We start from the raw sequence: 19,254 nt of genomic DNA, 5'->3' as shown, positions 1-19,254 counted from the left end.
TATTTATATGCTTTATTATTTATATGCCTTATAAAGTTCTTCCTGACTGCGGAATGGTTCGCCTTCCACAAACTCCTTGCCGCCCTTGCCATCTACCACTCTGCCGTTCATCGTATCTCTCATACCATAGGAGATGGTGCGGAGCAGGTCTGCCTGCATATCCTCGTCATATACCGGGGTGAGTACCTCGATGCGGTTGATGAGGTTTCTTGGCATCCAGTCGGCAGAACCGATGAAGTATCTTGGCTTGCCTCCGTTGGCAAAGATGAGGATACGGCTGTGCTCCAGATAGCGGTCGATGATGCCCACGCAGCGGATGTTGTCGCTGAGCTTGGCGATGCCTGGCACCAGCGAACAGTTGCCGCGGATCACGATGTCTATCTTCACGCCAGCCTTCGATGCCTGATAGAGCTTGGTTACCATATCGGTATCGGTGATGTGGTTGATCTTCATCTTCACCCAAGCCTCCTTGCCCTCGTTGGCATTCTTGATTTCTGTATCAAGCATGCGCAGGATGCGGCTCTTCATGGAGTTTGGAGAGACGAGAAGCTCGTTGAAGCGGAATGGTGAGAATGGACGGTCGATGAAATCGAATACCTTAGCCACCTCGTTTACCAGCTTAGTACGGGCTGTCATCATCAGATAGTCGGTATAGATCTTGGCATTGCCCTCGTGGAAGTTTCCGGTTCCCACACAGGCGATGTTGCCCTTCTTTGATTCGATATAGAGCAGCTTGGAGTGAATCTTCAGTCCTTCTACACCGAAGATTACGTTCACGCCCTCTTCCTGCATGCGCTTGCTCCATTTGATGTTGCTCTCCTCGTCGAAACGTGCCAGAAGCTCTACTACGGCAGTTACCTTCTTACCGTTGCGGGCAGCAGTGATGAGTGCCTTCACTACCTTTGAATCCTTTGCCAGACGATAGAGGGTGGTCTTGATTGCTTTCACCTCGGGCTTGATAGCAGCCTCACGGAGCACACGGATGTAGCCGTTGAAGCTATGGTAGGGTACATGGATAAAACGGTCTTTCTCACGAATCTGGTCGAGGATGCTCTCGTTGGAGAGGAACTCCGGTTTCATGATAGGAGCCCACTTCTCGTACTTCAGTTCCTTGTGTCCGCAATCTGGGAACGACATCAGATCCTTGTGGTTCTGGTATCTTCCGCCAGCCAGTGAAGCATCCAGTTCTTTGGTGTTCAATCGCTCACGGAGTTTCTTTTGGAGTTCCTTCGGCATCTCCTGATCGTAGATTACGCGCACGGCTTCACCCTTCTTACGGCTGTTTACACCCAGTGCAATCTTCTCCATGGTTCCGAAGTCGGCATCATTGTCCATCTCCATTTCGGCATCCTTGGTAAACTTGAAACTGAAAGCACGGTAGGTGCTCTCTTTGAAACCGAGGAATACCAGAGGTAGACAGTATCTGATTACATCGTCCAGATACATGATGTTGTCAAAACCCTCGCTTGCCGGCACCTTTACCCAGCGTCCGTAAACTCTATCTGGTACCTTTACTACGGCATATTTCTTCTTCTTGTCATCCTCAGCCTTTTCTACGGCAAGGTAAATGCGGTTGTCCTCCAGTGTGGAGAGGTCGTCTATCTCGTTGAGCCAGATAGGGTTGACAGAACCATTGAGCTTGTCGTAGAAGAACTGCGTAAGGAATTCCTTCTGCTCGTCGTTGAGCTGGTCTTCGTTGAGCAGGCGAACCTTGTGTACTTCAAGCTCTCGGAAAACCGTATCCACCGCCTCAGTGTATTCTTTCGAATAAGATTCATTGAGTTTATTAATTGCTTTAAGTGATTTCTTAATCTGCTGTTCGGCATCCTTGTCGAGCTTCTGGTTGAGCATGCGGTTGAGTGATGCCACGCGGACACGGAAGAACTCGTCAAGGTTATTGGAATAAATACCGAGAAAAGAGAGACGCTCCAACAATGGGACGTACTCTTTCTCTGCTTCCTGGAGAATGCGATGGTTGAAGTACATCCAACTGATATCGCGTTCTACGTATGCCTTTTTGAGTAATTCTTCTTTGGTCATAGTCGTTTGCTAATTATAGAGTTATTTAACTTTCTAATGTCTTTCCATACGCCCTGGGCTAGGGGCTTTTGGGCTTTCAGCCCGTTCTTGAACCACATTCGAAAGTTTGTGGGTTATTTTATTTTGTAGACTCTTTCTTATTCTTTTTTTCAACTTTCTTTTCTGGAGCAGCTTCCTTCTTCTCTAAGTCAGCTTTCTTTTCAGAAGTCTTTTCTTTCTTCTCTGCGTTAGCTTTCTTTTCAGAAACTTTCTCGTCCTTCTTGTTCTTAGAAGGTTCTTTAGAGTCTTTGCCTGGTACTTCCAGAACGAGGAAATCTGTATCTCCGTCGATAAAGTGAAGCTCTTTACGGAAGAACTTGCTGCTGCCTGCTGGAACGATGATGTCGTGCAACTGGTCGCAGTCATCGAAAGTATGACGGCTCAACTTTTCTGGAGTTCCTGCGAAAGTAATCTTCTTCAGTTTGTCGCATTCAGCGAAAGCGTATGCTTTGATAGCTTTCACGCTGGCTGGTATATAAATGTTATCCAATTCATCACAATCATAGAATGCATCATGTTCAATCTCCTTCACCGTACTAGGGATGATGACATGAGCCAATTGTTTCTTGCCACGGAAAGCCATCTCTCCGATAATCTCTACTCCCTCAGGAATCGTAAAACTGGCATCATGGTTCATGTAGTAAACCAAGCGCTTCTTGTCGGCGGTATAGACTGCCCCGCCGTCAAACTCAAAATTATCGCTGTCAATCTTCTGTAAGGCGAGGTTGAGAACCAAGTTTTCAAACTTACCGTCTTTCTTGGACTTCTTCTTGAGAATCTCCAAAATTGCTTTTTTATTTTCCTTCATATAATCATATATGTTAATTGTATTTCTTTTCGGTTGCAAAGGTACGGCGATATTTTTAAACTAGAGCGAAAAGATGGTTACATGTTTATGACGATGATGTTACATCGATATTACGGGCGTTACAATCATATTACACGCTTTGTAAACAGGCAATGTAACACTTTTTTAATACTTATGTTTTGTGAAAGAAATATTTTATTCTTATCTTTGCAGCCGAAAAGAAATAGAAAGGCATCTTGTAGGATTTCAATTCATAACGGGATTGCTTTCTTGTTGGTAACAATCAATTAAGCTATATATATAAGGTAAAAATGAAGAAGAAAACGTATCTGTTTATAGCACTGTCTATAGTGTCGATGGGAATGAATGCCCAAAACTCAGAAAAGAGTTCTCTTGAAAACAATGTGCCTGAATTCGTCAAGACAATGAAGATAGGTGGAACCATCCGTTCTAAGTATGAATACCAAACCGAGGAAGGGGAGGGACGATTTGAGGTGCGTACGGCCCGTATCAATGTAGCAGGAAATGTAACAAAGGAGGTTAGTTATAAGGCTGAGATTGATCTCTGTGATGAGGGTAAGATCAAGATGCTCGATGCTTATACCCGCATCAAGCCTTGGAAGACACTGCAGCTTACCATTGGTCAGGAGCGTGTGCCATTCACTATTGATGCTCACCGTTCTCCTCATCAGCAGTACTTCGCCAACCGCTCGTTCATCGCCAAGCAGGTGGGCAACGTGCGCGACGTGGGTGCCGAAATCGGATACACCTGGAATGTAGGTTTCCCAATTGTGGTGAATGCCGGTATCTTCAACGGTTCGGGTTTGACCAACCAGAAGGATTACTGGACCAAGGGCGTTAACTATTCAGCCAAGGCTCAGTTCCTCTTCCCAAATGTCAACCTGGTGTTGAGTACCCAGAAGATCAAGCCATCTGATGTTACGGTAACGATGTATGATGGCGGTATCACCTTCCACAAGGGTGGTTTCATTGCTGAGGCTGAGTATCTTTACAAGCATTACAGTAAGGATGCTTTCCACGATGTTCATGCATTCGATGGTTTCGTATGCTATGATATTCCGGTGGCTAATCCTAAGAGCCTTATCAGGAAGGTTTCGCCTTTGGCAAGATATGATTTCATGAGCGACCACAGTGATGGTACAAGATATGGCGGTTCTGATACAGAACTGGGTGCATTGAAGATCAATGATTATAAGCGCCATCGTGTTACGGGCGGTGTAACCTTGAGCCTTGCCAAGCCATTCATCTCAGATATCCGTATCAACTACGAGAAATATTTCTATCGTAAAGGTGGTATAGCTAAAGTTTCAGAAAAAGATAAGATTGTTGTGGAGTTCATGACAAAGTTCTAATAATAGTTTATAGTTAAGAGTTTATAGTTTATAGCAACAGTCATCTATAAACTATAAACTCTTAACTATAAATTCCTTACAGCATTCCCTTAGAACTAGGAAGCTCGAAGTGGTAGATGTCTCTCTTTACCGCCATTTTCAGCGAACGGGCAAGTGCCTTGAAGATGCCTTCTATCTTGTGATGCTCATTTTCGCCTTCAGCCTTGATATTGAGGTTCATCTTTGCTGCATCACTCAGACTCTTGAAGAAATGCTTGAACATCTCGGTTGGCATTTCGCCAACCTTCTCTCTGTGGAACTCGGCATCCCAAATCAGCCATGGACGGCCACCGAAATCCAATGCTACCTGACAGAGACAGTCGTCCATCGGCAGACTGTAGCCGTATCTTTCTATTCCGCGCTTATCACCTAAAGCCTGCAGCAGGCATTCGCCCAGTGCAATACCCGTATCCTCAATGGTATGATGCTCATCCACATAGAGGTCGCCCTTGGTATGGATGGTGAGGTCCATCATGCCGTGCTTGCCTATCTGTTCTAGCATGTGGTCGAAGAAACCGAGACCGGTAGAAATGTCGCATTTTCCTGAACCATCGAGATTTACCTTGATGTAGATATCCGTTTCCTTGGTGGTGCGCTTCACTTCTGCGATGCGGTCGCCGGCAAAGAGAATCTCAGCAATCTTATCCCAGTCCATGCCGTCTTTTCCGAGAATCAGACTCTTGCAACCCAGGTTCTCGGCAAGCTGGGCATCGGTTTCACGGTCGCCGATTACATAACTGTTTGCCATATCGTAGGCAGGGTTGTCGATATATTCAGTCAGCATGCCTGTTCCTGGCTTGCGCATCGGCGAGTTATCTTTAGGGAAGTGGCGGTCGATGTGCTGCTTGGCAAAGTGGATGCCTTCGCTCTCCAGGGTCTGGATGATGAAGTTGTGTACAGGCCAGAAGGTATCTTCCGGAAAGGAGTCGGTACCCAAGCCGTCCTGGTTGCTCACCATCACCAGCTCGTAGTCGGTGTGCTGGGCAATGAAGGAGAGATTGCGGAACACGCCCTTGGTGAATACCAGCTTCTTGAAGCTGTCAATCTGTTCATCCTCTGGTTCCTGAATCAGAGTTCCATCGCGGTCGATAAAGAGTAATCTTGTCTGTTTCATGTCTCTTATATATGTTAATACGATTAATATTTTTCAATTTCTGCGGTTGCCATCTTCTGGCTTTCCTTCATTCTCTTCTTCTCTTCGTCTTGCACCTTGTAAGAGCCGAATTGATAGGCAAGTGAAATGCCGAGCCAGCTCAGGGCGTAGATGATGAGCAGGAAGGTGATGGTAAACACCAGGAAGAGGAGTGGGGTGAAATAACCCGGCACACCGAGCGGGTCACCATCAAGCGCACCGAGCTGTGAATAGAACTGTGCGATGATGAGGATGATGGAAGGCAGGGCTGCGATAAAGGTAGCGATGCCTACGATAATCATGCCGAGAAAACTGGTCAGAAAGAAACCTCCGAAGTGGCGGAGAATGCGGAGGAGGGATTTTCTTATCTTGCGCTTTTCGCCCTTAGGACACAGTTGCTTTCTTGGCAGGAGATGCCAGAATGATACGATAGCCATTACGATAGTGGCTCCGTAAATGATGGTTTGCAGGATGAACGAAGCCATCGGATTTACGGCTCCCCAATCGTGAAGCGGTTTGTTGGGGAGGAGGAAATAGAGTACGATAGCCAGCAATACAGCAAATGGAACATGGGTAGTCCATGTCTGTTTTACAAGTGATCTGAAGTCACTTGTTATGGTATCGTATGATGCTCTCATGCAGGAAGTTATACTTCTGTGCTTAAATAATTCATTTACTTCCATAACTATCTTGTTTTAATTTCTAATTATCGCTTTTGTTTACTCTTTTACTTTTTTACCCTTTTACCTTTAAAAGTTTCTTCTGAATTCTGAGCAGGTAATGGCGGTAGCGATAGCCACATTCAGACTGTCGGCGGTAGCTCTACCTTCCGGAAAGTTAGGGATGAGCAACTTGTGGTTCACCTTCTTTGCCAGTTCTGGCGAGATGCCTTTTCCTTCGTTTCCCATTACGATAAGTCCTCGGTTTTCGAGCTTTTGCTGATAGATGTTGTCGCCATCGAGCAGGGTGCCGTAAACGGGAACGTCGGCTGGAAGTGATTCTACCAGTCCCAGCAGGTCGCCATATTCTACCTTCACTCTTGCTATGCTGCCCATCGTGGCCTGCACCACCTTCGGATTGTATACGTCGGCAGTATCCTGACTGCAGTAGATATGGGTGATGCCAAACCAGTCGGCGATGCGGATGATGGTGCCCAGATTGCCTGGGTCCTGAACGCCGTCAAGCGCCAGACTCAGTTCGCTGGTATTAATAGAGTAATCTCCTGATGTTGCCTGTCTGAATACGGCAAGCACCTGCTGCGGATGTTGCAGGAAACTTACCTTCTTCAGTTCTTCATCAGTAACCTCTATCACTTCGGTTTCAGCCCCGAAGTGTTTGCCCCGGAGCCATTCGCCGGTAGCCACAATCAGGTCGGCAGGTTGCAGAGCGAGCAGATCGTCTACCACCTTGAAACCTTCTGCCACGAACTTTCCTTCTTTATTTCTGTTCTTCTTCAGTTCGAGCGAACGTATGTACTTTATTTTATTCTTGCTAATCATTTATTTTTTGTCTATATGTGTGCAAAGGTAACATAAAATATAGACATTTCAAAATAAAAAGTGCTAAATATTTTGTATTTAATTTGTTTTGCATTATCTTTGCATATCAAAAACGATAGATATTTTGAAAATACAGAAGATTTCATTACTTGCCTTGCCGCTGCTCATAGCATCTTGTTCTTCAAGCAAAATGGTGCCGGAAGGGGAGTATATATTAAATAAGGTAGAAGTGAAGAGCGACTCGGCAGGGTATAATGCCGGGGCGCTCAAGCAGTATGTGCGCCAGAAAGAGAAACCGAAACTCTTCTCGCTCTTCAAGAATCCTTTCAGCAAGAAACCTGTCATCTACGATACTTTGCAGGCACGGCTCTCCTGTCAGGATCTGATTACCGCCATGCAGAACCAGGGCTTCATGCATGCTGGGGTGTCGCTCTATACCACCAAGAAAGGAAAGAAACTGGATGCTACCTATCTGTTGCATCCCGGAGAACCTTTTATGATAGGTAAGGTGAAATATGAGGTGGAAGATGAACATATCCAGCAACTTCTGCATCTCGATAATCCCGATAATCAGCAGATTAAGCCGGGTATGAGATTTACGGTAGAAACATTGGATAATGAGCGCAGGCGTATCTCCAGCCTTCTGACCAATGATGGCTATTTCCGCTTTCATAAAGATTTTATCCAATTTTCTGCCGATACGATTGCGGGACAGAAGGATATCGCCCTGACGCTCCACCTGATGAAGTATAAGGCAAACAGTAATGCTCCTGAGGTTGATCATCCCCGATATGAAATCAGAAACATCAACTATCTGAGTAATGACAGCGACCGAATCCATCTGCGCCATCAGGTTTTGCTCAATGCCACTGCCCTCAGAGAAGGCCGTCCCTACAGTGCCGCCGCCTTGCAGCGTACCTATAACAACTTTGCCCGTCTGCAGGCGGTGAAGTATACCAACATCAGATTCTCTGAAGTTCCTGACAGCAACCTGGTTACGGAGAACGGAATGGAGAGGAACAGCATCAGCCGGCAGATGGATTGCAATATCCAGATCAGTACCAACAAGCCTTCTACCATCGCCTTCCAGCCGGAGGGAACCAATACGGCGGGCGACTTGGGAGCTGCAGCTTCGCTCACTTATACCAACCGAAATCTCTTCAGAGGTAGTGAGCAGTTGAGCATCGAACTTCGTGGAGCCTACGAGGCCATTACCGGTCTGGAGGGGTATCAGGATCAGAACTATACTGAATATTCGGTTGAAGGCAAACTGGTTTTCCCTCGTTTCTTGGCGCCTTTCCTTTCAAGAAATTTCAGAAGAAGACAGACGGCAAACAGCGAGTTGTCGGCAAGTTGGAATCTTCAGAACCGTCCGGAGTTTCATCGCCGCGTATTCTCTACTGCCTGGCGTTATCGCTGGACAGAACCGCGTCATCACCTGGCCTGGCGTTTCGACCTGCTCGATCTCAACTATGTGTATATGCCATGGATATCCGAGACTTTCAAGAGAGACTATCTTGATAATGCAGAAAACAGAAATGCCATCCTCCGCTACAATTACGAAGACCTGTTTATCATGAAGATGGGTTTCGGTTTGAGTTATAGCGATGGGGTAGATGCTGTGCGAGTGAATGTAGAGAGTTCGGGCAATCTGCTGAGCGGTGTTTCCAAGACATTTGGTTTCAAGGTGAACAGCCAGGGACAGCGTACATTATTTAATATAGCTTATGCCCAGTATGCCAAGTTTGATGTAGATTATACCCACCTGATGCAGTTTGATAAGCGCAATGCTCTGGCGCTGCATGCGGGTATCGGTGTGGCTTATCCTTACGGCAACAGTACGGTGTTGCCTTTCGAAAAGCGTTATTTCTCGGGTGGTGCCAACTCGGTAAGAGGTTGGGGCGTAAGAGAATTAGGTCCGGGCAAGTTTAAGGGAACTGACGGTAGAATAGATTTCATCAACCAGACGGGTGATGTGAAGCTCGACTTGAATGCCGAATATCGCACTTCGCTCTTCTGGAAGTTTGAGGGTGCAGCGTTTATCGATGCCGGTAATATCTGGACACTTCGCAATTATCAGGATCAGCCTGGTGGCCAGTTCAAGATAGATGAATTCTACAAGCAGATAGCTGTAGCCTATGGCTTAGGTCTCAGGTTGAATTTCGATTACTTCATCCTCCGTCTGGATATGGGTATGAAGGCAATCAATCCAGCCTACGGAACGAAGGAAGAGCATTGGGCGATTATCCACCCGAAACTAGACCGCGATTTCGCCTTCCATTTCGCAGTAGGTTTGCCGTTCTAAATGCAGCTAATAGTTTATAGTTAATAGTTTATAGCCAGGAGTTTCTGTAGGGCATCTTTTTTGATTATGATGCCCCTCAGAAACTCCTTACTTTTTTCAAGGCAATTTTTCCAACTTAATCTTCCAGAGCCCCTTTTCCATACACATCGGCAGTTGGAAATCGGCCTGTTCTATGAGCTGCGGATCCTGCCCGATGCTGTCCATCTGCAGAAAATTATGAACCGTAAGGGTAACGGTGGCACTTGTTTCATCGTCACCGAAATCAATATCCGTAATCTCGATGCTGGCATCCTCCGGTTTCTGGCGCAGCAGTTCCACGTCGGTCTCGTTCACATTACTTGCAGCATAACGCAGCCAGCGCTCCGATTCCTGGGTGCAATACTTCACGGCTTTCGGGAAATGCCAGTTGAAATAATTGTTGGCAAACGAATCAACATCTGCCTTCAGCTGGTCCTCGCTGCCTTCGTGAGGTTCACAGCCCGAAAGGCTGAATATACTTGCGGTCATGCATGCCACAGCTATGCATAAACCTATCATCGACTTCTTCATCATGATTCTCAAATCTTAAAAATTCTATTTTTTTGCGATATTTCGGCACAAAGATAGTAAAAAACTTTGTAATAAGAATCTTTTTTGCTAACTTTGCATGGAAAATAACAATTAAAATGCTGAAATTTATATCCTTTGGCAGTGGAAGTAGTGGCAATTGCTATTATCTTTACACTGATACGGATTCGATACTGATAGACGTAGGAGTAGGAATAAGAATATTGAAGAAGCATTTCCATAACTATGGACTTCGCTTCGAGGATGTGCATCACGTCCTCATCACCCATGACCACGCCGACCATGTAAAGTCGGTGGGGAGTCTGAGTACTGACTATCATCTACCGGTATATACGACCCGTAAAGTACATCAAGGCATCGAGCGCAACTATTGTGTTCGAAAGAAGATAGAGCCTAACCATGCTCGTGTGATAGAGAAGAAAGTAACTTTCACACTGGGCGAGTTTAAGATTACTCCGTTCGGTGTACCCCACGACAGTACCGACAATGTTGGCTATTTCGTGGAGTGCGGTGGTGTAAACTTCTGTCTCATCACCGATGTGGGGCATATTACTGAAGAGATGCACGACTTTATCGGCCGTGCCAACTATCTTGTGCTCGAGGCGAACCATAGTGTAGAGATGCTCCAGCAGGGTCATTATCCCCAGTATCTGAAGGAACGCATTCTGGGAGATAACGGTCATCTGAGCAACGACGATTGTGGCGAGGCGCTTGCCAATTATGCTACACCGGAGCTTCATCACGTCTGGCTCTGTCATCTCAGCGAGGAGAACAACCATCCTGAGCTGGCACGCAAAACCGTGGAGCAAATCCTGCGCAGTAAAGGCATCATAGCCGGCAAGGACTTCCAGCTGGAAGTATTGAAGCGCAAGACACCGAGCGAAATCTATAAGCTGGTGTAGGGCAGGTGTAAAACTAAAAAGGTAGCCGGATAAGGAGTTATATTGAGTTAACTCCTTATCCGGCTATTTCATGAATACGAAATAAACGGCTGCAATCAGGCAGCAGAAGGCTGCGAAATGATTCCAGTGCAATCCCTGTCCCTGAAAGAGGATATTGGCGATGATGGCGAAGACGATAAGCGATACGCATTCCTGAATCACCTTGAGCTGGACCAGATTAAACGGTCCGCCATTATCCACGAAACCGATGCGGTTGGCTGGTACCTGACAGCAATATTCGAAGAAGGCGATGGCCCAACTGAAGGCGATGACACCGATAAGAGGCCAGTTGCTGCTCACGCCCGTTTGTTGCAACTTGAGGTGTCCGTACCAAGCCAGCGTCATGAAGATGTTGCTCAGCACCAATAATAATATAGTATACAATCCGTTCATAATCTTATCTTTTTTGCGGGTGCAAAGGTAATATATTTTTTAAAACCCTCCAAATTTCAGGGAAGTTTCATTTCGTTTTTGTTTTGATATGGCTGTTTTTGGCAGATAAATCTCCGATGTTCTGATATTTATCTCCGAAAGATAAGTGTGCTGTTTGCGTATGGCTAGTAGGCTGTTTGGGGCGAACAGCCAACTGGCGGAATAGGGAACAGTAGGCTGTTCCTATGAGACAGTCATCTCAGACGGGGAAACCAGATTTCTCCTTCCATCTGCACTTTGATATCAGCTATCGCAATATCTTCTTCCATAGATTCTTGTATTCAAGAATCTCGTTTATTAGTTGGCATCAAGATTTCGGTATAATCTGGCAAACTCTTCTAATCTAACTACTAGTACTCTTGGAAAATCAATGTTTTCTAAATCTTTGAAATGTTTATCATCTGATACAATGAAATCGGCATTAGCAAAGACTGCACAATCCACAAACTTATTATCATCGGGATCCTGTGTGATAAGATTCCAATGATAATGAGCATCAACTCTTTGGGTATTTGGAGCTTGAGTTATAATCTCTAATACCATAGTTGCTATTAATCGATTCGTTTTTAAACAAAGTATTTCTTCGTATTCTTCTAGAATTTCAGTTGTAAAGCAGAGACAATAGTCCCCATTCAAGAATCTTTCCCATAAGAAATAATTTTTGCTTTTCCTTGCAATTATCTGCAAGAGACAGTTGGTATCTAAGACGATATTTCTCTGCATAGTCAGTTTATTTATAAGTCGTGCGCAAATGTTCTGACTGCATTTCCTGCAACTTTTCATTGCTCATTTCGCCAGATTCCCAAAGCTTATCTATTTCTCGCTGCAAGCGATCATTCATGAACTTTACTAATGTTCGTTTCAAGTCTGCCAAGTCCTGTTCTGACTGCAAACAAGAGATAACATTGAGCACCGCCTGCTGGGCCTGATTGAATTGTAATACTTGTGTTGCCATAATTGTAATTTTTAAACATTTCACTCTGCAAAGATACAGATAATTATTGAAACTCCAAAGATTTTGAGAAGAATATTTTGATTTTGCAAGAAAAATGGGGGATAATATAAAAAAGGTGGCGAATCTTTTTGTTATCTCTGATTTTTGCAGTATCTGGATTGATTCGCATAATCCTTTAAATTTCCGTGTCCTCAGCCATTTTCTTTCAGATTTTCTTGCGAGTTCCAATCTTTCTTCGTATCTTTGCCGTGCCAGTTATTCATTTAAACAAGGAGCAATATGATGGTACATCGAGATAAGATATTATGTTTTTTGGTTTTATTCTGCAGCTTCTTTGCACATACTCCTCTGCAAGCCCAGCAGCCACGCAAGAAGGTGGGGCTCGTGTTGGGTGGAGGTGGTGCCAAGGGTGCGGCTGAAGTAGGTGTGCTCAAGGTGCTGGAAGAGGCTGATATTCCTGTAGATTATATTGCCGGAACAAGTATCGGTGCCATCGTGGGCGGACTCTATGCCATCGGCTACGATGCTGCGGATATCGATAGCCTCTACCGTAACCAGAACTGGCTTTTCCTTTTGAGCGACCAGGTGAAACGTGAATCGGAGACTTTTCTTTCTAAAGAAGAAAGGGAGAAATATATCGTTCATATACCTCTTTCCAAAGAGAGGAAGGTCTCGTTGCCAACCGGTTATGTGAAGGGGCAGAATATCTTTAACCTTTTCTCTAAACTTACCGTGGGGTATCATCAGGTGGATGATTTCTCCAACCTACCTATTCCTTACCGTTGCGTGGCGGTAGATCTGGTAGAAGGCAAGGAGGTGGTGTTTTCATCGGGCTCGTTGCCATTGGCGATGCGTGCCAGCATGTCGATACCGGGCGTGTTTGCTCCGGTAGAATGGAAAGGGAAGATGCTGGTGGATGGCGGCGCCTTGAACAATCTGCCGGTTGATGTGGCAAAGGAAATGGGAGCAGATGTGATTATCTGTGTAGATTTGAGTACCGGTTGGAAGAAGAAGGAAGAACTGAAATCGGCTTCTTCTGTTGTAGAACAGCTCATAAGTATGATGGGGCAGAACAAATACCGGAAGAATATGGCTGAAGCCGATCTTTATATCAATCCTTCTCTGAAAGGTTATTCGGCAGCCAGTTTCCAATCTGAAGCCATTGATACCATGATACAGCGGGGAGAACAGGCTGCCCGTCAGAAATGGGATGAGCTGATGGCTCTGAGAAAGTATATCTATGCTGATGCTTGTGATTCTGTAGCCTCTGATGATACATTACAGGATAAACGCCTCAAACAGCCGAAACCTTCTCAGACGGAAGCTTATCATATAGGAAGCATCCGGTTAGAAGGCATCAGCGGAGAGGAGGAAAAGTGGATTAGAAAGAAAATTGCTCTACGGGAGAATTCGGAAGTCAGTCCTGAGGAGATAGATGGCACACTTGCCATGCTCAGAGGACTGAATATCTTTTCGCGTGTAGAATACAGACAGTCTAACGAGGAACCTTATGACCTGGTATTCATGCTGGAACCCAACGAATCGAGAAGAATCAGTGTAGGTGCACGTTTCGATACGCAGGATTTGGCGAGCGTCATTGCTCAGATATCCAATAACCAGCAGTTTTCTACCCGTCATCACTATGCCTTTACAGGACGCATTTCCCGTAATCCCTATCTGGAAATGAAATATGCCTATGGCAACCTTTTCGGAGCGAAAATTGGCATTTCCTATCGTATGGCTCATTATGATTTCGACCTTTATGCGGACAAGCATAAGCTGGATGCCCTGGAGTTTCTTTCGCATTCTTTCGCTGGATTCTATACCCGCGATATCGGTAATTTCAGATTGAAGTCGGGAGTGCAGTTTGATTATTATCATTATCATTCTGATATGTTCGAACGCGACGGAAGCATCCAGACACGTTCGTCAGACCATTTCCTGAACTACTTTGCATCTGTTGTGATGGATACTTACGACCGCCGCTATTTCCCGACCCGTGGTAGCCGCATTCAGGTTCAGGGCATTCTGCATACGGATGACGGAATACATTATGCTGATGGTAATCCTTTTGCTGAAGCTGCTTTTCAAGGAGAATGTGCCGTACGTCTCAATTCCAGATTCTATCTGCTTCCTAAGCTCAAGAGCCGCTTCTTGTTTGGCAGTTCCGTACCAGCCATTTATCAGAATTATGCAGGTGGAGTAGCTGACGGTTACTATCTGCCTTGGCAGGTGGCATGGGAGAGTGCGCAGCATGTTCATCTGCTGGAGCGCAATGTGGTGACTGGTCAGCTCGGTTTCCGCTATCGGGTAAAAGGAAAGTTCTATCTTACCGCTCTGGGAGAGTATGGCAAGGAAGCCCGCAAGTTTTCCCATATTCTCATCGGTGATGATTTGTGGGGAGGAGCCTTGAGAGCATCCTATGATTTCGTATTGGGTCCGGTAAGCATTCAGGCTAATTATTCTAGCTTGGGTAAGAATGTAGGATTCTATATCAATGCAGGATTTGTATTCTGATTTCCTTATCTGCATCATGTAAACCAGAACCTGCATGTTTATATGTGTCATGGCGGTTCGCACAAAACTCGCATCTTGTCGTTTCCAGAGCCTACAAGACAGGAAATCATCAGTCTGATAGGTGGTTGGCTGAAGGAATAATGCTTTCATCAACCAATCATGATGGATAAAATGAAAGATTTTTTCAAAAAATATCCATAAAAGTTTGGTGGTTTCAGAAAAATGTATTACCTTTGCAATCGCTTTTGAAAACAAAGCTTTTTGCAGAGGCACCCTTAGCTCAGTTGGTAGAGCAACTGACTCTTAATCAGTGGGTCTAGGGTTCGAATCCCTAAGGGTGTACAAAAAACTCCGAAGAATCAATCTTGGTTCTTCGGAGTTTTTTTTGTAATAATGATTACCATTATACGATAGAGGCGATTGTTCTGAACATCATGATGCCGGTGAATTACAGACAGTCCGATTTTTATGTAAAATATCGACATTTTACCTTGAATTATCTAAAACTAGTCCTCCATTCCCTATCATATATTAATAAACTTCATAAATTCACTGTCATTATGTCAAGAAACAAGAAAACATCAGAGTCTTTATTCCAGTTCATGAACCTCCTCATCGCCCTGTTGCTGAAGAACGGGCAATACCGCACCTCGCTGCATTACAAGGCATCCCTCAACAGCTTTAAGCGATACCGTGACAACAAGGATATTGCCCTAAAAGAGATAGATGCAGAAGTGATGCGCTCGTATGAGGCGTACCTGCATCATACGGCGGAGGTATGCAAAAACACCAGCTCCTTCTATCTCCGCATCCTCCGTGCCACCTACAACAAAGCTGTGGCAAAGGGACTGACGCCACAGCAGCATCCCTTCTCGGATGTCTATACCGGTATTGCCCAAACTCGCAAGAGAGCCATACCTACAGAAAATGTCAGCCAGATCAAGAGTCTGCAATCTGTCAAGGATCTCACTCCCAAGGAAGAGATGGCAAGAGATACATTCCTGATGAGTTTCTATCTGCGTGGTATCTCTTTCATCGACCTGGCTCATCTCCGCAAGTCTGACCTCAAGGACGGTTATCTTCATTATACAAGAAGAAAGACAGGACAGCGTCTCACCATCCGATGGGAGAAGGAGATGCAGGAGTTGTTGGAAAAGTATCAGGCGCAGACTGCCTCCTCATCTTATCTCTTTCCTTTCCTTGTTGATGATGGAAACAAAAGACAGGATAAAACTATTGACAAAAAGCAGGATGAGGCACGCCTATATCACAATGCGGAAGCGCGTATCTCCTACCACCTCAGAAAGTTTGGAGCTACGATAGGCATCAAGGGCAAGCTCACCCTCTATGTTGCCCGCCATTCCTGGGCAACGACGGCAAGAGATAATCATATCTCTATCTCTGTCATCAGCGAGGCATTGGGACATCATTCCGAAACCACCACACAAATCTATCTCCGTTCCATCAAAAGCTCAGAAGTAGATGATGCCAACGCCAAGATACTGGCAGCCCTATAAGCCACAAAAAAGAATAAAAAGAGGGATTATGTAAAATGAACCAAAATGAACCAATTTTTCTGAATCTCTATATAAGAGACACAGAATCTTACCGCAAAATTACGAAAATTATTGGAAACAAGCAAATTATGGGTGTTAAAAAATTAATATCGTTCTACGAAAATCAACATTTTTTTACGCTTCTTTTCGTACATAATTTCCTAAGTCGTTGATTGAACGAATGTTTTCGGCATTTCTGTGTCTCTTATATAGAGATTCAGAAGAACGGGAGTGATTGAGGGAAGGATTTTGAGGACAAAGGAATCGGACAGCTAATCATTCCAAGGGTTGCAGACTATCATGCTCTTGGATCAGGAGTACGTCTGTGATTAGAGGTTTCCGTTATTGGAAATAGACTAACCAACCCTTTCTTGCCAAGTGTTTTGAAACATGATTTCACGACACGGGGGAATGAGAAGTACACCCTGATCAAAATAAAAAAAATAAACAATGATACAACCTGACAACGAGGAGAGTTGGTACGCATTCAAGATATTTTTTGGGAAAGGAAAGCCTATCAAGGCATATTTCGTTGCCAAAGGAATAGAGCATATTTATGATGTGAAACAAGAATATTGGGACAAGAATAAGAAAAAGAGTCTGTTGAAGGAAGTTCCTATTATGCCATCTCTCATTCTTTTCCGTACTACGAGAACAGAAGCCGAAGAGATTGAGCGCAATTTTCTCAATAAAGTGATGCTCTATCGTGGCAAAAATTCTGAGAACTTGAAAGAACCTTCTAAAATTTCAGAACGTGAAGTGAAAATCTTCAATATTGTAGCAACTTCTGGTGTTGAAGGACTGGATTTTTACGATGAGTATAATCCCAAGTTTACCAAAGGTGACAAGTTCCGAGTCATTGAAGGTCCTTTGAAAGGAGCGGAAGGCTATGTCGTCCGTATCAAAAAAGATCATAAACTTTATGTGAGTATCAAGGGGTTGTGTGCTGTTACGACAGGATATATTCCTAAAGCATACTTGCAAAAAATCGAATAGAGTATATGGAAATGTCAGATATTAAGCAAGTGGTACTGACGAGGAAAAGTACCTCGCCAGTAACAGAGTATTAATCGAGATGATGATGAGCAGCCCAGCTGCCCGCATCCAAACACGGACACTCTTTGGGAGTAGTTCCCGGCAAATCCCGATGCCCCACAATCTTCGCTTTCGGAAAGAGAATCTTCAGATTCCTGAAAAGGTCAATGAGTCTCGTTTCCTGCTCAGTTGTCATGGTGTTGCAAGGCTTGCCTTGCTCATCGAGCCCTCCCTCATAGCAGATGCCGATAGAGCATCTATTATAAGGTCTGGCATGAGCACCAACCTCCAACAGCATCCGGTGCTGCGTCATCGTACCATCCTTACGGATGTAGAAGTGGTAGCCGATGTCATAAAACCCACGCGCCTTATGGTCGCGTCGCAGCTGTTCTACACTATAGTCCAGATTGCATCGGCTAGCCGAGCAATGCAAAACCAGATATTTAATGTCGTTAGCCGACATATATTGACTTTGTCTCATAATTCACAATTCATAATTCAACATTCAACACTTAACATTGCTATAAGGCATTTGCGCACGAGCTTACTCCCAGTGCAGTAAGAGCTGCAATCAAAGCTTGAACAGCAGCATTCAAAATTGAAACCCAAGAAATCTTCTTGGAACCATCATTAAAATTCTTCATAATCAGAAATGTGTTTAAAAGTGAAACATAAGTTTGAAGGGGTGACCACACCCTGCATTATGCAGGATGCAGTCACAGGGAGAATCCTACTCCAGGCCATCACCGCTACCGTCGGTGCCAGAGTCGGTACTGCTTCCACCGCCAGGGTTTGGTGTATCACCACCATCACCCGATGGCTTGTTGTCATTCTTGTCGTCCTTGGTAGGCTTCTTCTTCGCAGCCTCCAGGTCAACGGTAGTCTCGTTCGCCTTTTCAGCCTTGAGCAAGGCAGCTTGACCAGCACGGCTTGCCACAAGTTTGAACTCAGCTTTATCAACAAGGTTCTCAAAGTCCACACCAGGGTTGAACTTGATGTTCACCGACTTGATGTTCTCCTCGGTAAACTTCTCCAGCGACTCCGCACCCTCGCAGTTGATGGAGATGCTAAAGACACCAAACTCACCGAGTTTAATCTTGTTGCCGTTGAGCAGTTGCTCTACAATGCAGTCACACATGTCCGACAGGATGGCTTTCACCATACCTCGGCTGTAGCCAGCGTTATGTGATGCAATGTGCTTGCAAAACTTGTTCAAGTCCCAGATTTCACGAACTTGGTTCTTGGCATAAGCCTTTTGAGGCTCCTCTGGTTTGATAGGATTACCCATCATGTAAATAGAATACTCAATCATAATCGATTCCTTTCTTTTAAATTGTTAATACTAAAATTGTCAGCTACTCCAAACTTCGAATGTCGAGCACCCCGGGTATTGAATTCTTCACTCATCACTCTTCGTTCTTCGTTTAAGCTGTTGCAAAGATACAACATCTGTGGTCCGAAAACAATTCCGTTGAAAGGCATTGAAAAACGTTGAATATCTATTGAATAAGGTTAAGAAAATCATTAAGAAATCATAGCCAGCAAATCATTTTTTACTTTTTTACCCTTTTACCTTTATACGATGTCAGATGTAACTTTCAATATATACGGAGGCAATAACCAAATCCTCCCCAACGCTACAAAGGCAGAGCAAAACTTCTATGGTGACCAGTTCGCAGAGAAGACGCTTGCCAAGGATGGCGAAGCACCTCAACCTCTCACTGAGGAAGAACAGGCTTTGTCTATATATATAAATAAGGTGGAATCCTTGCGAGGCTACATCACCCTCCTTCGCTCCTGCAAGACAGCGAGAGACCTGGGCGAGGTGGTGGCAACCATGCGACAGCAAGAGCCATCCCTCACCGATGAGCTGATAGTGAAGCAGAGTTTCATTTCCCTTCTCCTTCCCTTTGTTCCGAAATGGGAGAAAGGGAAGACCATCGACAACATCCGGGTAGCAATCAATACTGCCTGGACGGCCCGCAAAAAGACTATCCGTCAAGCAGGTCGCTAAAA

General features: G+C 44.9%; 19 protein-coding genes and 1 tRNA gene. 8 read left to right on the top strand and 12 right to left on the bottom strand.

Features of this window, described 5'->3' with window-relative positions:
- Positions 1-15: 15 nt before the first annotated feature.
- Both KUA48_RS03160 and KUA48_RS03155 read right to left on the bottom strand, forming a co-directional pair.
- On the bottom strand, positions 16-2,040 hold the full coding sequence (locus KUA48_RS03160; RefSeq protein WP_218433260.1) for an RNA degradosome polyphosphate kinase: 2,025 nt from the start codon (positions 2,038-2,040) through the stop codon (positions 16-18).
- 118 nt (positions 2,041-2,158) lie between these two features.
- Positions 2,159-2,887, bottom strand: a complete 729-nt coding sequence (locus KUA48_RS03155) for a leucine-rich repeat domain-containing protein (RefSeq protein WP_153073494.1) — start codon at positions 2,885-2,887, stop codon at positions 2,159-2,161.
- Positions 2,888-3,198: 311 nt separating this feature from the next.
- Between KUA48_RS03155 and KUA48_RS03150 the strand changes: the two genes are divergently transcribed.
- The gene (locus tag KUA48_RS03150; RefSeq protein ID WP_153073495.1) at positions 3,199-4,260 is read left to right on the top strand and encodes a porin; all 1,062 of its coding nucleotides are present in this window, start codon (positions 3,199-3,201) and stop codon (positions 4,258-4,260) included.
- A gap of 76 nt (positions 4,261-4,336) precedes the next feature.
- Here KUA48_RS03150 and hisB read toward each other — a convergent pair whose 3' ends face one another.
- The 3 genes from hisB to KUA48_RS03135 all read right to left on the bottom strand — a co-directional run bounded on the left by hisB (position 4,337) and on the right by KUA48_RS03135 (position 6,930).
- Positions 4,337-5,413 (bottom strand): bifunctional histidinol-phosphatase/imidazoleglycerol-phosphate dehydratase HisB, encoded by a 1,077-nt coding sequence (gene hisB, locus KUA48_RS03145; protein ID WP_218433259.1) that lies wholly within the window; start codon positions 5,411-5,413, stop codon positions 4,337-4,339.
- Between the two features lie 23 nt (positions 5,414-5,436).
- Entirely contained in the window at positions 5,437-6,114 is a 678-nt protein-coding gene (locus tag KUA48_RS03140; protein ID WP_118255212.1) for a DUF975 family protein, read from the bottom strand.
- Between the two features lie 66 nt (positions 6,115-6,180).
- Positions 6,181-6,930 carry an RNA methyltransferase gene (locus KUA48_RS03135; RefSeq protein ID WP_153073497.1) on the bottom strand — a complete coding sequence of 250 codons (750 nt, stop codon included), beginning with the start codon at positions 6,928-6,930 and terminating at the stop codon, positions 6,181-6,183.
- Positions 6,931-7,120: 190 nt separating this feature from the next.
- Between KUA48_RS03135 and KUA48_RS03130 the strand changes: the two genes are divergently transcribed.
- Entirely contained in the window at positions 7,121-9,235 is a 2,115-nt protein-coding gene (locus KUA48_RS03130) for a BamA/TamA family outer membrane protein (RefSeq protein WP_256624473.1), read from the top strand.
- Positions 9,236-9,331: 96 nt separating this feature from the next.
- Here the strand turns inward: KUA48_RS03130 and KUA48_RS03125 are convergent, their stop codons facing one another.
- Positions 9,332-9,787: a hypothetical protein gene (locus KUA48_RS03125; protein ID WP_118255209.1), complete on the bottom strand. Its 456-nt coding sequence runs from the start codon at positions 9,785-9,787 to the stop codon at positions 9,332-9,334.
- A 113-nt stretch (positions 9,788-9,900) separates the two neighbouring features.
- On the opposite strand from KUA48_RS03125, the gene KUA48_RS03120 reads away from it, so the two are divergent.
- Positions 9,901-10,704 (top strand): MBL fold metallo-hydrolase, encoded by an 804-nt coding sequence (locus KUA48_RS03120; protein WP_153080692.1) that lies wholly within the window; start codon positions 9,901-9,903, stop codon positions 10,702-10,704.
- A gap of 63 nt (positions 10,705-10,767) precedes the next feature.
- On the opposite strand, the gene KUA48_RS03115 is transcribed toward KUA48_RS03120, so the two are convergent.
- From KUA48_RS03115 to KUA48_RS03105, 3 genes are all read right to left on the bottom strand, one after another.
- Positions 10,768-11,136, bottom strand: coding sequence for a DMT family protein (locus KUA48_RS03115; RefSeq protein WP_040553814.1), 369 nt, complete (start codon positions 11,134-11,136; stop codon positions 10,768-10,770).
- Between the two features lie 336 nt (positions 11,137-11,472).
- Positions 11,473-11,898, bottom strand: coding sequence for a putative toxin-antitoxin system toxin component, PIN family (locus KUA48_RS03110; protein ID WP_118255207.1), 426 nt, complete (start codon positions 11,896-11,898; stop codon positions 11,473-11,475).
- Positions 11,899-11,905: 7 nt separating this feature from the next.
- A complete protein-coding gene (locus KUA48_RS03105; protein ID WP_118255206.1) occupies positions 11,906-12,130 on the bottom strand; it encodes a hypothetical protein in 225 nt (74 codons plus the stop codon).
- A gap of 279 nt (positions 12,131-12,409) precedes the next feature.
- Between KUA48_RS03105 and KUA48_RS03100 the strand changes: the two genes are divergently transcribed.
- The 4 genes from KUA48_RS03100 to KUA48_RS03085 all read left to right on the top strand — a co-directional run bounded on the left by KUA48_RS03100 (position 12,410) and on the right by KUA48_RS03085 (position 17,199).
- Positions 12,410-14,647, top strand: coding sequence for a patatin-like phospholipase family protein (locus tag KUA48_RS03100; RefSeq protein WP_334649331.1), 2,238 nt, complete (start codon positions 12,410-12,412; stop codon positions 14,645-14,647).
- A gap of 269 nt (positions 14,648-14,916) precedes the next feature.
- Positions 14,917-14,989 (top strand) — tRNA-Lys (locus KUA48_RS03095).
- Positions 14,990-15,207: 218 nt separating this feature from the next.
- Positions 15,208-16,164 (top strand): site-specific integrase, encoded by a 957-nt coding sequence (locus KUA48_RS03090; RefSeq protein WP_118255204.1) that lies wholly within the window; start codon positions 15,208-15,210, stop codon positions 16,162-16,164.
- Positions 16,165-16,653: 489 nt separating this feature from the next.
- The gene (locus KUA48_RS03085) at positions 16,654-17,199 is read left to right on the top strand and encodes a transcription termination/antitermination NusG family protein (protein WP_153080018.1); all 546 of its coding nucleotides are present in this window, start codon (positions 16,654-16,656) and stop codon (positions 17,197-17,199) included.
- Positions 17,200-17,269: 70 nt separating this feature from the next.
- Here KUA48_RS03085 and KUA48_RS03080 read toward each other — a convergent pair whose 3' ends face one another.
- The 3 genes from KUA48_RS03080 to KUA48_RS03070 all read right to left on the bottom strand — a co-directional run bounded on the left by KUA48_RS03080 (position 17,270) and on the right by KUA48_RS03070 (position 18,550).
- Positions 17,270-17,719, bottom strand: coding sequence for an N-acetylmuramoyl-L-alanine amidase (locus KUA48_RS03080; protein WP_256624470.1), 450 nt, complete (start codon positions 17,717-17,719; stop codon positions 17,270-17,272).
- 40 nt (positions 17,720-17,759) lie between these two features.
- On the bottom strand, positions 17,760-17,882 hold the full coding sequence (locus KUA48_RS03075) for a smalltalk protein (RefSeq protein ID WP_153073502.1): 123 nt from the start codon (positions 17,880-17,882) through the stop codon (positions 17,760-17,762).
- An 86-nt stretch (positions 17,883-17,968) separates the two neighbouring features.
- Positions 17,969-18,550 carry an HU family DNA-binding protein gene (locus KUA48_RS03070; protein ID WP_118255201.1) on the bottom strand — a complete coding sequence of 194 codons (582 nt, stop codon included), beginning with the start codon at positions 18,548-18,550 and terminating at the stop codon, positions 17,969-17,971.
- A 270-nt stretch (positions 18,551-18,820) separates the two neighbouring features.
- Here KUA48_RS03070 and KUA48_RS03065 point away from each other — a divergent pair, with 270 nt between their 5' ends.
- Positions 18,821-19,252, top strand: coding sequence for a hypothetical protein (locus KUA48_RS03065; RefSeq protein WP_218433254.1), 432 nt, complete (start codon positions 18,821-18,823; stop codon positions 19,250-19,252).
- The last annotated feature ends 2 nt before the right edge of the window (positions 19,253-19,254 follow it).

Source organism: Segatella copri, assembly GCF_019249795.2.
Classification (GTDB): domain Bacteria; phylum Bacteroidota; class Bacteroidia; order Bacteroidales; family Bacteroidaceae; genus Prevotella; species Prevotella copri_B.
The sequence above is the reverse complement of the archived record's forward strand: the minus strand, read 5'-3'. Positions and strand labels throughout refer to the sequence as shown.